At 74.0% G+C, this 13263-nt stretch carries 11 protein-coding genes, 1 tRNA gene and 1 pseudogene; 9 read left to right on the top strand and 4 right to left on the bottom strand.

From position 1 onward, the window contains the following. Positions 1-7 precede the first annotated feature (7 nt). The 3 genes from bcp to QSK20_RS07265 all read left to right on the top strand — a co-directional run bounded on the left by bcp (position 8) and on the right by QSK20_RS07265 (position 1541). On the top strand, positions 8-484 hold the full coding sequence (bcp, locus tag QSK20_RS07255) for a thioredoxin-dependent thiol peroxidase (RefSeq protein WP_285787798.1): 477 nt from the start codon (positions 8-10) through the stop codon (positions 482-484). A gap of 81 nt (positions 485-565) precedes the next feature. Continuing rightward, positions 566-1474 carry an HNH endonuclease gene (locus tag QSK20_RS07260; RefSeq protein ID WP_285787799.1) on the top strand — a complete coding sequence of 303 codons (909 nt, stop codon included), beginning with the start codon at positions 566-568 and terminating at the stop codon, positions 1472-1474. Then, positions 1460-1541, top strand: a tRNA-Leu gene (locus QSK20_RS07265). Before QSK20_RS07260 ends, QSK20_RS07265 begins: the two co-directional genes overlap by 15 nt. 90 nt (positions 1542-1631) lie before the next feature. On the opposite strand, the gene QSK20_RS07270 is transcribed toward QSK20_RS07265, so the two are convergent. The 4 genes from QSK20_RS07270 to QSK20_RS07285 form a co-directional block, all read right to left on the bottom strand. After that, the gene (locus tag QSK20_RS07270; protein WP_285787800.1) at positions 1632-2456 is read right to left on the bottom strand and encodes an MOSC domain-containing protein; all 825 of its coding nucleotides are present in this window, start codon (positions 2454-2456) and stop codon (positions 1632-1634) included. 152 nt (positions 2457-2608) lie between these two features. Continuing rightward, entirely contained in the window at positions 2609-3028 is a 420-nt protein-coding gene (locus QSK20_RS07275; RefSeq protein WP_285787801.1) for a hypothetical protein, read from the bottom strand. Next, entirely contained in the window at positions 3025-3891 is an 867-nt protein-coding gene (locus QSK20_RS07280; protein ID WP_285787802.1) for a peptidylprolyl isomerase, read from the bottom strand. Before QSK20_RS07280 ends, QSK20_RS07275 begins: the two co-directional genes overlap by 4 nt. Before the next feature lie 19 nt (positions 3892-3910). Beyond that, complete coding sequence (locus QSK20_RS07285; RefSeq protein WP_285787803.1) at positions 3911-4849, bottom strand: DUF8213 domain-containing protein; 939 nt, start codon at positions 4847-4849, stop codon at positions 3911-3913. Between the two features lie 338 nt (positions 4850-5187). On the opposite strand from QSK20_RS07285, the gene QSK20_RS07290 reads away from it, so the two are divergent. From QSK20_RS07290 to hutH, 6 genes and pseudogenes are all read left to right on the top strand, one after another. Continuing rightward, positions 5188-6045, top strand: coding sequence for a MurR/RpiR family transcriptional regulator (locus QSK20_RS07290; RefSeq protein WP_285787804.1), 858 nt, complete (start codon positions 5188-5190; stop codon positions 6043-6045). Between the two features lie 14 nt (positions 6046-6059). Next, the gene (hutU, locus tag QSK20_RS07295) at positions 6060-7709 is read left to right on the top strand and encodes a urocanate hydratase (RefSeq protein WP_285787805.1); all 1650 of its coding nucleotides are present in this window, start codon (positions 6060-6062) and stop codon (positions 7707-7709) included. Between the two features lie 28 nt (positions 7710-7737). After that, positions 7738-8958, top strand: a pseudogene (locus tag QSK20_RS07300) (allantoate amidohydrolase); the annotation flags it as partial. A 68-nt stretch (positions 8959-9026) separates the two neighbouring features. Then, positions 9027-10388, top strand: a complete 1362-nt coding sequence (locus tag QSK20_RS07305) for a formimidoylglutamate deiminase (protein WP_285787806.1) — start codon at positions 9027-9029, stop codon at positions 10386-10388. A 58-nt stretch (positions 10389-10446) separates the two neighbouring features. Beyond that, entirely contained in the window at positions 10447-11616 is a 1170-nt protein-coding gene (hutI, locus tag QSK20_RS07310; RefSeq protein ID WP_285787807.1) for an imidazolonepropionase, read from the top strand. A gap of 61 nt (positions 11617-11677) precedes the next feature. Beyond that, positions 11678-13216 (top strand): histidine ammonia-lyase, encoded by a 1539-nt coding sequence (hutH, locus tag QSK20_RS07315; protein WP_285787808.1) that lies wholly within the window; start codon positions 11678-11680, stop codon positions 13214-13216. The last annotated feature ends 47 nt before the right edge of the window (positions 13217-13263 follow it).

Raw genomic sequence — 13263 nt, forward strand, 5'->3', positions numbered from 1 at the left:
CTCGGACATGACCGCGCCGCACCGTCTCAGCCCCGGCGACCCCGCGCCGGACTTCACCCTGCCCACCGACACCGGCAGCACGCTCTCCCTGACCGCCCTGCGGGGCCGCAAGGTGATCCTGTACGCCTACCCGGCCGCGATGACCCCGGGCTGCACGAAGCAGGCCTGCGACTTCCGTGACTCGCTCGCCTCGCTCCAGGCGGCCGGGTACGAGGTGGTCGGCATCTCCCCGGACAAGCCGGAGAAGCTGGCGAAGTTCCGCGAGCGCGACGCCGTCACCTTCCCCCTGGTCTCCGACACCGACAGGGCCGTGCTCACCGCGTACGGGGCGTTCGGCGAGAAGCAGTCGTACGGGCGGACGGTCACCGGGGTGATCCGGTCCACCTTCGTCGTCGACGAGGACGGGAAGATCGAACGGGCGCTCTACAACGTCCGGGCCACCGGGCACGTCGCCAAGCTGCGCCGCGACCTCGGCCTGGACTGAGGCGCCCCGGGGTCGCCGTACGGGACGCGGGCATCACGCTCGTCGGCGGAAACTGTCACACCGGCCAACTACCGTCCGCGCATGACCCGTTACCGGCACACCCCGCAGGCGCGCGCCGACGCGGCGGCGCGCGCCCGCAACGTCACCGAGGTGATGCGCCTGCTGGGCGTCCGGATCAGCGGCGGCTCGCACGCCCACATCAGCCGTCAACTCAAGCGGTTCGGCATCGACACCTCCCACTTCACGAGCCGGGCCGGCGGGACGCGGGTTTCCCGCCGCCGGGTCTCCTCCTCGATGCTGCTCGTCCGACTGCCCGAGGGGTCCCGCCGGACGGTCGGCACCCGGTTGAAGTGGGCTCTGTCCGACATCGGCGTCCCGGAACAGTGCGAAGGGTGCGGCGTCGGCACGACGTGGCAGGGCTCGCCGCTCACCCTGCACGTCGACCACGTCAACGGTGACTTCCTCGACAACCGTCCGCCGAACCTGCGCCTGTTGTGCCCGAACTGCCACAGCCAGACCGCCACGTTCGCCGGCCGTAACCGCCGGTCCGTCTCCGCCTCCGCGCCTGGCAAAGATCAACCGGCCGAGCGCGTACCGGACCGGGCCGAGCCACCCCGCCCGCTCGATCCGCGCCAGGTCGAGGCCCTGGTCCGGCAGATGGCGGCCGGCGGCATGACCGCAGTGGAGGCCGGTCGCCGAATCGGCTGCCACCGCAATCACGTCTATCGACTACGGGACCGCCTGGAGCGGACCGGGACGATCGCACCACGGATCCCCCGCGCGCCGAAGGTCGACCGTACGATCGTGGTTCGGTACGCGCTGGCCAATCCCGACCTGGGTCCCCGGAAGCTCGCCGACCTGATCCGGGTCGCCACCGCCGGACGGAAGCACCCCAGTCACGGAACGGTGTCGAACGTCCTGCGGGCCGCCGGGCTCCACACCGTGCAGGCGCGACGCACTAGACTCTCCGGTCAGGCGGGAGTGGTGTAACTGGCAGCCACGCAGGATTTAGGTTCCTGTGCCTTCGGGCGTGGGGGTTCGAGTCCCCTCTCCCGCACGAGTAGCAGCGGCCCGGCCGGCTCCCACCGCAGAATTCCCGGTGGGGCCGGCGCGCGGACGAGCCGGGCCCGGTGTCCCGGACGGGGCCTCAGGTTGCCGGATCGACCCGTACCGGATCACCGACGCCGAGCGGGCCGGTCGACACCGGGACGAGGTGGAGTCCGAACAGGACCTTCCGGTCGACCCGGCGGTGCCGGACCAGGGTGCGCAGCGGTTCGTGTTCGCGTACCCCGGTCTCCTGGTCGGTGGTGGTGACCACGCAGCGGTCGCACGGCCCGGCGGCGCGGAAGGTGGTCGCGCCGATGCGCACGGTCCGGCCGGCCCAGCCGTCCTCGGCCCAGGCCGGCGCGCCCTCGACCACCACGTTGGGCCGGAACCGGGTCATCGGCACGGGTGCCGCGTCCGCCTCGGCCAGCCAGCCGTTGAGCGCGTCCAGCGAGGCGGTGACGGTCAGCAGCAGCGGGTAGGCGTCGGCGAAGCTGACCTGGTCGCCGGTGTCGTAGGTGCGTTCACCGGCGGCGATGTGCCGGGTGGGCCGCGCGAGCCAGGTCAGCCGGACGGGCATGTCGAGTGCGGCGGTGAGCCAGGCGTCGGCGGCCGGGCCGGCGGGGAGCGCGTCGACCGGCAGTTTCCGGTGCCGGAAGGTGCGGACCGCGACCGGGGCGACGCCGGCCGGTTCCGGCACGTCCAGGTCGGGGCGTCCGGGGCCGCGCAGCACCAGCCCGCCGGGACGGACGACCGGACGCAGGGTGGCCAGCACCGGGTGCTGCCGTTGGGTGACCCCGATGCCGTCGGCGTCGACGATCATCCAGCGGCGGTCGCCGGCCAGGCCCCAGGGTTCGACCCGGACCGTGTTGTGGTCCAGCCGGTGGCACCCCTTGACCGGGTACGTGTGGACGGACGTCACCCTCACCGGGCGACTCCGTTCCCGTCGCCGGGGGACCCGTGGTGGATCGGGGTCTCCCGGTGGGCGAGGTGGCTCGGGCTCAGCGGAGTGAGGTCGGTCGCGTCCACGCAAGGGTTGTACCACCCGCACGTGGAATGGGCATCACCCGACGGCGGAGGTCAGTCGCCGGCCACCGCCGCGCTGCGCGCGGAGATGCCGACCACCGCCGCCGCTCCCAGCAGCAGGGCGGGCAGGAGGAACCACCCGCCGATGCCGAGGCCGAGGAGGAGGCCCCAGAACAGCATCACCAGCGCCCCGACCGTCGTCGTGATGCCCACGGCCCGACCGGCCAGGTCCGCGACCAGGGGAAACACGGCCGCTCCCACCGGTACGCCCAGCAGGTAGCCGGCGGCAGCGCCGCTGTCCGCGACCGTGAACGGCGACAGCGCGACGGCGGTTCCCGTGGTGGCGGCGAACGCGAGCAGTCTCAGCAGTCGACCGACGGCGTCGGGTGCGGCACGGTGCCTGCGCAGGTGCATGAAGGCCGCCACGGCGACGAGGAGCGCGAGAACCGCGCCTACGGTCGTGGCTACCGTCATGTCGGTGGCTCCTCTTTCCGGGCGACGTCGGCGAGCCGGGTCTCGTACACGTGGACCTGCCACTTCTTCCGCAACGATCGGGCGAGTTGGCTCAGATGTTCCTCCTGACGATACGAGGCCATCGCCGACTTCACCTTGTAGGCCAGCGCCGCGTCCCAGTTCGTCTGCTGGAACGAGATGCGCTCGACGCGGACCACCCACCATCGTTTGTTCTTCGGGTCCGTGGACAATCCGACTCCCCCGGCGGTGCCGACCGCGAAGGCGGCCCGCGCGATCATCGGATCGGCGCCCTCGCCGTGATCGTCGATCGTGGCCGTGCCGCTGGCCGTCGCCCCACCCTCCTTCACCAGCTGCTGGAACGTCGACGCATCGGTGCCGGCGGCACGCTCCAGGGCCGTGGTGGCCGGGGTGGAGTCGGCGAACTCGGCCCACGCCACCTCGGCCCGGGCCACGTTCCCGAACAGGCGGCGGTGCTCCTGGTACCAGGTGCGGGCCTCGTCGTCGGTGATGTCCTCGGCGGTGAGGTCGGCGGCGTCGCGCCGTTCCTGCGTGACGAGGGTGGCGATCTGGTGGGCCCGGGTCGGCCCGGTGATGCCACGGCGAGCGGCTTCCCGCCCCAGCAGCTCGTCCCGGATCGCCAGGTCCAGCGCCTGCGGCCACGGACCGGAGTAGCCGCCGGCCACCAGCACCGCCGGCAGGGGGCTGTCCGGGATCAGCGCTCGAACCTGTTCGACGGTGACGGGTTCGCCCGCCACGGTGGCCAGCACGTCCGGCGGCGGGTCCACCGATTGGTCGGTGGACCCGCAACCGACCGCCACCAGTGCGACCGTGAGGAACGACACGGCGAGAAGAAACGGCTTCATGGTACGAGGGATCCGGGCTCTAACCGCACTGGTTCGTCGACCACAGGAAGTCGTCGTCGGCTTCCCAGTACTCGTCGCCGCAGTTGCTGTCCCACGGGTTCGTCGATCCGCCGTGGACCCGGCCGCAGCGGTCGTGGTCAGCACAGTCGTAGGTGTAGCCGGTGATGATGAAACAGCCACCACCGCACTTGCCCATGCAGTCGTACGAGGCGGGGCCAACGTAGACGACCTCGCTCATCATGCAGTGGTCGCCCGCGTCGTGGAGCACCCACTCGTTCGCGTTGCACCTGGTGTACCAGATCCCGTCCTCGTTGTTCTCCTGGCAGGCGGCGACCACGTCTCGCCGTTCCGGGCTGTTCTTGGCGGTGGCGAAGGTGGCCTCCGCCAGGCACGACTCCACCGCGACAGCGCTGTCCGGGAGCTTCCGGTCGCCGAACCGTTCCGCCGGGCGGGGCACGTCCTGGGTCCCGATCATGGTGCCGGGGGGCGCCTCGGCGAGCAGCATGGCGAGGCGGATGGTCAGGTCCCGGTGCAGCGGGATGGGCGCCTTCGTGGCGCTGGCCGGCTCGACCCACTCCGATTCGAGGGCGTTGGCGAAGGCGTCGAGCGCGAGCTTGTCCGCCGGCTCCAACGCGGCGCCCCGACCGGACCACCGGGCGGTGCCCTTCGCGTGGTCCTTGCTGGCCGTGAACGTCTTGCCGCCGACGGAGAGCGTCACCTGCGTCGACACGGCGCTCCTGGCCGTGGCCGCGAACTCGACCACGGTGGCCGAGCGGGCGAACGTGCCGGCGTCGCGGCCGGCCGACGACGCGGTGACGTGGAGGTCGTTGCTGGCCAGCGGTTGCGCCGCCGGCGCCGCGGAAGCGGCCGGCGTGGCCGAGGGCGCGACCAGGACGAGCGCGGCGCCGACAACCAGGATCTTGAAGAGACGGAAAGGTGAGGAGGTGCGGTGTCGCATTCGTTCCCCCATCGGAGCCCAGGGGGTACGCATCAGAAGTGGTCGCTCCCGCGATTGCCGGACGAAGCGACCGCCGCGATGGCACCCGTGCCGCCATTGGCGATATTGATATTCGACTATCAATTTGATGACTGTCAATACCTAGTCATGCGCCAGCGGCGAAGCCGCGCGGTCCCGTCGTACCGCGATGCCGGTCGGATCCCCGGACCGGAACGGACGGGGCACAGCCGGCACCGGCGGCGATCGGGGCGGGCCACCGAGAGTCGCCGCAGGCAGGAGGGGTCAGGCGGAGGTGGCGGCCCTTGCCTTCTGAAAGTTCTCATGCATAGAGTCGCGGCATGAATGAAACAGCCACCATCGGGGCTGGGCCGACGGACCGGCTGCTGGATCTCTTCCACGGCGTCCGGCTCACCCCGACCCAGCGCCGGATCGCGCACTGCCTGGTGCAGCACGCCGGCTCGGTGGCCTACCTCTCCGCCGCCGAGGTCGCCGACCTGGCCGGGGTCAGCCAGCCGTCGGTGACCCGGTTCGCGGTCGCGCTCGGTCACGACGGCTACCCGGCGCTGCGCCGCCGGCTGCGTGAGCTGACCGGCACCGGCACCACCGGCCCGTCCGGCGGGGAGAACGAACTGCAACGCGCGGTACGGGCCGAGATCGCCAACCTCGACCGGCTCGCCGGCCAGCTCGCCGACCGGGAGCGGATCGCCGGGGCCGGCGCGCTGCTGGCCGCCAGCCGTCCGCTGCCGGTGCTCGGTCTGCGCGCCGCCGCTCCGCTGGCCGCGTACTTCGCGTACTTCGCCGCTAAGGTGCACCCGGACGTACGGGTGCTCGACACCGGCGGCAGCCTGCTCACCGACCGCCTCGAACAGGCCGCCGTGGCCGGCGCGGACGCGCTGCTGGCCTTCGTTCTGCCCCGCTACCCCCGGGAGACCCTGGACGCGCTGCGCGCCGCCCGGGACGCCGGACTACGGGTCGTGGCGATCACCGACTCGCCGGTCAGCCCGGCGACCGAGTACGCCGACCTGGTGCTGCCCGCCGCCGTCGGCACCGACCTGGTCTTCGACCTGCACACTGCCCCGATGGCCCTGGCCATGGTGGTGCTCCAGGCGATCTGCGACGCCGCGCCGACCGACACGCAGGCCCGACTGGAGGCGTTCGAGGCGTCCGCCGCCCGCCGACAGTTGTTCCTCGGGTGAGAGGAGATCCGACGATGTACCAGCCCGTCCGTGCCGCTCGCGGCACCGAGCGCAGCGCCCGGGGGTGGCCACAGGAGGCCGCCCTGCGGATGCTGATGAACAACCTCGACCCGGAGGTCGCCGAGCGCCCCGAGGACCTGGTGGTCTACGGCGGCACCGGGAAGGCCGCGCGGGACTGGCCGTCGTACCACGCGCTGGTGCGGACCCTCACCGACCTGCGCGACGACGAGACGATGCTGGTGCAGTCCGGCCGGCCGGTCGGCGTGCTGCGCACCCACGAGTGGGCGCCCCGGGTGCTGCTGGCGAACTCCAACCTGGTCGGCGACTGGGCCACCTGGCCCGAGTTCCGCCGGCTGGAGCAGCTCGGCCTGACCATGTACGGGCAGATGACCGCCGGCTCGTGGATCTACATCGGCACCCAGGGCATCCTCCAGGGCACCTACGAGACGTTCGCCGCCGTCGCCGCGAAGCGGTTCGGTGGCAGCCTGGCCGGGACGCTGACGCTCACCGCCGGCTGCGGCGGGATGGGCGGGGCGCAGCCGCTCGCGGTCACCATGAACGGCGGGGCGTGCCTGGTCGTCGACGTCGACCGGTCCCGCCTGGACCGCCGGGTGCACGACCGCTACCTGGACGAGGTCGCCGACTCCCTGGACGACGCGGTCGAGCGGGTGCTCGCCGCGAGGCGCGACCGGCGGGCGCTCTCCGTCGGGGTGGTCGGCAACGCCGCCACCGTCTTCCCGGAGCTGCTGCGCCGGGGCGTCGACATCGACGTGGTCACCGACCAGACCAGCGCGCACGACCCGCTGTCGTACGTGCCGGAGGGGGTGGACCTGGCCGACGCCCGGGACTACGCGGCGGCGAAGCCGGCCGAGTTCACCGACCGGGCCCGCGCGTCGATGGCGAAGCACGTCGAGGCGATGGTCGGGTTCCTGGACGCCGGGGCGGAGGTCTTCGACTACGGCAACTCGATCCGGGGCGAGGCGAAACTCGGCGGGTACGAGCGGGCGTTCGACTTCCCCGGCTTCGTGCCCGCGTACATCCGGCCGTTGTTCTGCGAGGGGAAGGGCCCGTTCCGGTGGGCGGCGCTCTCCGGCGACCCGGCCGACATCGCCGCCACCGACCGGGCGATCCTCGACCTGTTCCCCGAGAACGAGTCCCTGGCCCGGTGGATCCGGCTGGCCGGGGAGCGGGTCGCCTTCCAGGGCCTGCCGGCCCGCATCTGCTGGCTCGGGTACGGCGAACGCGACCGGGCCGGGGTCCGCTTCAACGAGATGGTCGCCTCCGGTGAACTCTCCGCCCCGGTGGTGATCGGCCGGGACCACCTGGACTGCGGCAGCGTCGCCAGCCCGTACCGGGAGACCGAGGCGATGGCCGACGGCTCCGACGCGGTCGCCGACTGGCCGCTGCTCAACGCTCTGGTCAACACGGCCAGCGGGGCGTCCTGGGTGTCCATCCACCACGGCGGCGGGGTCGGCATCGGCCGGTCCATCCACGCCGGTCAGGTCTGCGTCGCCGACGGCACCGCCCTCGCCGGTCAGAAGATCGAACGGGTGCTCACCAACGACCCGGCGATGGGCGTCATCCGGCACGTCGACGCCGGCTACGACCACGCCCACGAGGTCGCCACCCGCACCGGTGTCCGCGTCCCGATGGCCGAGCGGTAGGAGGGGACCCTTGTTCATCGAAAACGCCCTGCAGGGGTCCCCTGCTACCACCGCCACCGCCACCGCCACCGCGGAGCGGTTCCGTGAGCTGTGGGACGAGATCGCGCCGATCGGGCGGGACGCGCGCACCGGCGGTTACCTGCGGTACGCGTTCGGCGAGCCGGAGCGGCAGTTGCGGGAGTGGTTCCGCCAGCAGGCCGAGCGGCGGGGCATGCCGGTCACCGACGACGGCAACGGCAACCTCTTCGCCCGCTGGGGCGACCCGGAGGCGGGGGACGCCGTGCTCACCGGCAGCCACTTCGACTCGGTGCCGCACGGCGGGGCGTACGACGGGCCGCTCGGCATCGTCAGCGCCTTCCTCGCCGTGGACGAACTGCGGGCCGCCGGGTTCACCCCGACGCGTCCGGTCGTCGTCGGGGCGTTCGTCGAGGAGGAGGGGGCCCGGTTCGGCGTCCCGTGCCTGGGGTCGCGGCTGCTCACCGGGGCGCTGACGCCCGAGCGGGCGGCCGGGCTGCGCGACGCCGACGGGGTCAGCTTCGCCGAGGCGCTCGGCGACCGTCCGGCGGGTGCCCGGCCGGAGCTGGTCGCCGGGTTCGCCGCCTTCGTCGAGCTGCACGTGGAGCAGGGCCGGGCGATGGTCGACCGGGACGCGGCGGTCGGGGTGGCGACGGCCATCTGGCCGCACGGCCGCTGGCGGTTCGACGTCACCGGCGAGGGCAACCACGCCGGTACGACCCGGATGACCGACCGCCGCGACCCGATGCTCACCTACGCGTTCACCGTGCTGGCGGCGAACAAGGAGGCCCGGTTGCGCGGGGCACACGCCACCGTCGGGCGGGTCCGGGTCGAACCGAACGCCACCAACGCGATCCCGGCCCGGGTGACCGGCTGGCTGGACGCGCGGGCCGCCGAGGAGTCCACGCTCGCCGAGCTGGTCGACGCGGTGCGCGCCAAGGCGACCGAGCGGGCCCGCCGGGACGGCACGGAGATCGCCCTGACCGAGGAGTCGGCGACGCCGCTTGTCGGTTTCGACGCCGACCTGGGCCGGCGGCTGGCGGCGCTGCTGGACGCGCCGACGCTGCCCACGGCGGCCGGGCACGACGCCGGGGTGCTGGCCGGGCACGTACCGACCGCGATGCTCTTCGTCCGCAACCCGACCGGGGTGTCACACTCCCCCGCCGAGTCGGCCACCGACGCCGACTGCGCCGCCGGGGTGAGCGCCCTGGCCCGGGTGCTGGCGGAGCTGACCGCCCGGCCCGTCCCGACCGGCGACGCCCCCGACGGGACCGGCCGCGCCGACCGGGACGGGGCGGCGGAGTGACCACCACCCGCTGGCTCGCCGAGTACGCCTGGCTGCCCGGCGCGGCCGAACCGACCGCCGACGTGCTGGTCGAGACCGTCGACGGCCGGATCACCACGGTCGTCCCGCTGGCCGGCCGGACCCCGCCCACCGCCGGGGTCGAGGTGCTGGCCGACGCGGTACGCCTGCCCGGGCTGACCCTGCCGGGCCTGGCGAACGCCCACTCGCACGCGTTCCACCGGGCGCTGCGCGGGCGGACCCACGGCGGTCGGGGCGACTTCTGGACCTGGCGGGACCTGATGTACACGGTCGCCGACCGGCTCGACCCGGACACCTACCTGGCCCTGGCCCGTGCCGTCTTCGCCGAGATGGCACTGGCCGGCGTCACCTGCGTCGGCGAGTTCCACTACCTGCACCACCGTCCGGACGGCGGCCGGTACGACGACCCGAACGCGATGGGCGCGGCGCTGGTCGAGGCCGCCGCGCAGGCCGGCATCCGGATCACCCTGCTGGACACCTGCTACCTGACCGCGACGGTGGACGGCCGTCCGCTGACCGGCCCGCAGCGCCGCTTCGGCGACGGGGACGCGGCCCGCTGGGCGGAACGCGTCGAGGCGTTCGCCCCGGCCGGCGCGCACGCCCGGGTCGGCGCGGCGGTGCACTCGGTCCGGGCGGTCCCCGCCAACGGGCTCGGCACGGTCGCGGAGTGGGCCCGGCGGCACGACGCCCCGCTGCACGTGCACCTCTCCGAGCAGCCCGCCGAGAACGACGCCTGCCGGGCGGTGCACGGACGTACCCCGGCCCGGCTGCTCGCCGACCACGGGGTCCTCGGCCCGGCCACCACGGCCGTCCACGCCACGCATCTGACCAGCGCCGACGTCGCCCTGCTCGGCGGCAGCGGCACCGGCGTCTGCCTCTGCCCGACCACCGAGCGGGACCTCGCCGACGGCATCGGCCCGGCCCGCCGGACGGCCGAGGCGGGCAGCCCGCTCAGCCTGGGCAGCGACAGCCACGCCGTGGTCGACCTCTTCGAGGAGGCCCGCGCGGTGGAGCTGGACGAGCGGCTGCGCACCCGGCAGCGCGGCCACTTCACCCCGGCGGAGCTGCACGACGCGGCGACCGTGACCGGGCACGCCGCGCTGGGCTGGACCGACGCCGGTCGGATCGCCCCGGGCGGGCGGGCCGACCTGGTCACCGTCCGGTTGGACAGCGCGCGGACGGCCGGCGTACCCCCGGTCGGGGTGTTCTTCGCGGCGGGCGCGGCGGACGTCACCCAGGTCGTGGTGGACGGCCGGGTCGTGGTCCGGGACGGTCGGCACACCAGCGTCGACGTGCCCGCCGCGCTCGCCGACACCGTCCGGGCGGTGATCGCCTCGTGAGCGCGAGGAGTGCGCGGGGTGTGCGAGCCCCGCAGTCGCGAACAACGGACGGCACCCCGTGAGCAGCCTGCTGATCGACAACATCGGGGAGCTGGTCACCAACGTGGCCGGCACCGGGGAGGGCGGCCGGCTCGGCATCCGTCGTGACGCGGCGATCCTCGTCGAGGAGGACCGCGTCGCCTGGCTCGGCCCGGCCCGGTACGCCCCGGCCGCCGCCCGCCGGATCGACGCGGACGGCGCGGCGGTGCTCCCCGGGTTCGTGGACAGCCACGCCCACCTGGTCTTCGCCGGGGACCGGGCCGCCGAGTTCGCCGCCCGGATGGCGGGGCAGCCGTACACCGGGGGCGGTATCCGGACCACCGTCGCGGCCACCCGCGCCGCCTCCGACGACACGCTGCGCGGCACCGTGCGCCGGCTCCGCGCGGAGGCGCTGCGCCAGGGCACCACCACCATCGAGATCAAGAGCGGGTACGGCCTGAACGTCGCCGACGAGGCCCGCTCGCTGCGGATCGCCGCCGAGGTGACCGGGGAGACCACGTTCCTCGGCGCGCACGTCGTCCCCACCGAGTACGCCGACCGCCCGGACGACTACGTCGGACTGGTCTGCGGGCCGATGCTGCACGCCGCCGCCCCGTACGCGAAGTGGATCGACGTGTTCTGCGAGCGGGGCGCGTTCGACGCCGACCACGCCCGCGCGATCCTCACCTGCGGGCAGGCCGCCGGCCTCGGGGTGCGGCTGCACGCCAACCAGCTCGGCCCCGGCCCCGGGGTCCAGCTCGCGGTGGAGCTCGGCGCGGCCAGCGCCGACCACTGCACCCACCTGGACGACGCCGACGTGGAGGCGCTGGCCGGGTCCGCCACGGTGGCCACGCTGCTGCCCGGCGCCGAGTTCTCCACCCGGTCGCCGTACCCGGACGCGCGCCGGCTGCTCGACGCCCGGGTCACCGTGGCGTTGGCGACCGACTGCAACCCCGGCTCGTCGTACACGTCGTCGATGCCGTTCTGCGTGGCGCTCGCCGTACGCGAGATGGGGATGACCCCGGCGGAGGCGGTCTGGGCCGCGACCGCCGGTGGCGCGCGGGCGCTGCGCCGCGACGACGTGGGCGTCCTCGCCCCCGGGGCGCGGGCCGACCTGATGATCCTCGACGCCCCGTCCCACCTGCACCTGGCCTACCGGCCGGGGGTTCCCCTGATCCGCCAGGTCCTGCACAACGGAGTTCCGCGATGAGCAAACGACACCTGAGTCCGCGCCAGCCCCGACGCCCCGACGCCCGCGGTCGGGTGACGTCATGAGCGTGGTCACCGTCCAGCCCACCGGCGTCTCCCCGGCCGACGTGCTCGCCGTGGCCCGGGGCGCCGCGAAGGTCGTCCTCGACCCGGCCACGGTGGACGCGATGGCCACCAGCCGGGCGATCGTGGACGGCATCGAGGCCTCCGGCCGCCCGGTCTACGGCGTGTCGACCGGGTTCGGCGCGCTGGCCAACACGTTCGTCGCGCCGGAGCGACGGGCCGAACTCCAGCACGCGCTGATCCGTTCGCACGCCGCCGGGGTCGGTGCGCCGATGCCCCGCGAGGTGGTGCGGGCGATGATGCTGCTGCGGGTACGCTCGCTGGCCCTCGGCCGGTCCGGGGTCCGGCCGCTGGTCGCCGAGGGTCTGGTCGACCTGCTCAACCACGACGTCACGCCGTGGGTGCCCGAGCACGGCTCGCTCGGCGCCTCCGGTGACCTCGCCCCGCTGGCGCACTGCGCGCTGGTGCTGCTCGGCGAGGGCTGGGTGCTCGGCCCGGACGGTGCGCGGCTACCCGCCGCCGACGCGCTGCGCCGGGCCGGCCTGGCTCCGGTGGCGCTGGCCGCCAAGGAGGGGCTGGCCCTGATCAACGGCACCGACGGGATGCTCGGCATGCTGCTGCTGGCCATCCACGACGCGGCCCACCTGTTCACCATGGCCGACGTGACCGCCGCGCTGGCGATCGAGGCGATGCTGGGCTCGGAACGGCCGTTCCTGTCCGAGCTGCACGCCATCCGCCCGCACCCCGGGCAGGCCACCTCGGCGGCGAACATCCACCGGCTGCTCCAGGGCTCGGCGGTGATGGACTCGCACCGGGACGACCTGGCGCACGCGGTGCAGGACGCGTACTCGATGCGCTGCGCGCCGCAGGTGGCCGGAGCGGCCCGGGACACGCTCGCCTTCGTCGAACAGGTCGCCGCCCGGGAACTGGTGTCCGTGGTGGACAACCCGGTGGTGCTGCCGGACGGCCGGGTCGAGTCGACCGGCAACTTCCACGGTGCGCCGCTCGGCTTCGCCGCCGACTTCCTCGCCATCGCCGCGTCCGAGGTGGGTGCGATCGCCGAGCGTCGGGTGGACCGGCTGCTCGACGTGACCCGCTCCCGGGAGCTGCCGGCGTTCCTCTCCCCCGACGCCGGGGTGAACTCGGGACTGATGATCGCCCAGTACACGGCCGCCGGCATCGTCGCGGAGAACCGCCGGCTGGCCGCCCCCGCCTCGGTGGACTCGCTGCCCACCAGCGGCATGCAGGAGGACCACGTCTCGATGGGCTGGGCCGCGACAAAGAAGCTGCGCACGGTGCTGGACAACCTGACCAGCCTGCTCGCCGTGGAGTTGCTCGCCGGGGTACGCGGGCTGCAACTGCGCGCCCCGCTCACCCCGTCCCCGGCCGGTCGGGCGGCGATCGCGGCGCTGGGCAGAATCGCCGGGGAGCCCGGCCCGGACGTGTTCCTCGCCCCGGTAATGGAGGCGGCCCGGGAGATCGTCCGGGGCCCGCAGCTGCGCGCCGCGATCGAACAGGAGCTGGGCCGGCTGGGCTGAGCACCGGGTGGTGGTTGGTTGCAGGGGGCCCTTCCTCATCAAAATGC

Source organism: Micromonospora sp. NBRC 101691 (assembly GCF_030269285.1).
GTDB lineage: Bacteria > Actinomycetota > Actinomycetes > Mycobacteriales > Micromonosporaceae > Micromonospora > Micromonospora echinospora.

Excerpts from the sequence above, each read along its gene's own strand:
- bcp (WP_285787798.1), top strand. The coding sequence starts at position 8 with ATGACCGCGCCGCACCGTCTCAGCCCCGGCGACCCCGCGCCGGACTTC.
- QSK20_RS07260 (WP_285787799.1), top strand. The coding sequence starts at position 566 with ATGACCCGTTACCGGCACACCCCGCAGGCGCGCGCCGACGCGGCGGCG.
- QSK20_RS07275 (WP_285787801.1), bottom strand. The coding sequence starts at position 3,028 with ATGACGGTAGCCACGACCGTAGGCGCGGTTCTCGCGCTCCTCGTCGCC.
- QSK20_RS07280 (WP_285787802.1), bottom strand. The coding sequence starts at position 3,891 with ATGAAGCCGTTTCTTCTCGCCGTGTCGTTCCTCACGGTCGCACTGGTG.
- QSK20_RS07285 (WP_285787803.1), bottom strand. The coding sequence starts at position 4,849 with ATGCGACACCGCACCTCCTCACCTTTCCGTCTCTTCAAGATCCTGGTT.
- QSK20_RS07290 (WP_285787804.1), top strand. The coding sequence starts at position 5,188 with ATGAATGAAACAGCCACCATCGGGGCTGGGCCGACGGACCGGCTGCTG.
- hutU (WP_285787805.1), top strand. The coding sequence starts at position 6,060 with ATGTACCAGCCCGTCCGTGCCGCTCGCGGCACCGAGCGCAGCGCCCGG.
- hutH (WP_285787808.1), top strand. The coding sequence starts at position 11,678 with ATGAGCGTGGTCACCGTCCAGCCCACCGGCGTCTCCCCGGCCGACGTG.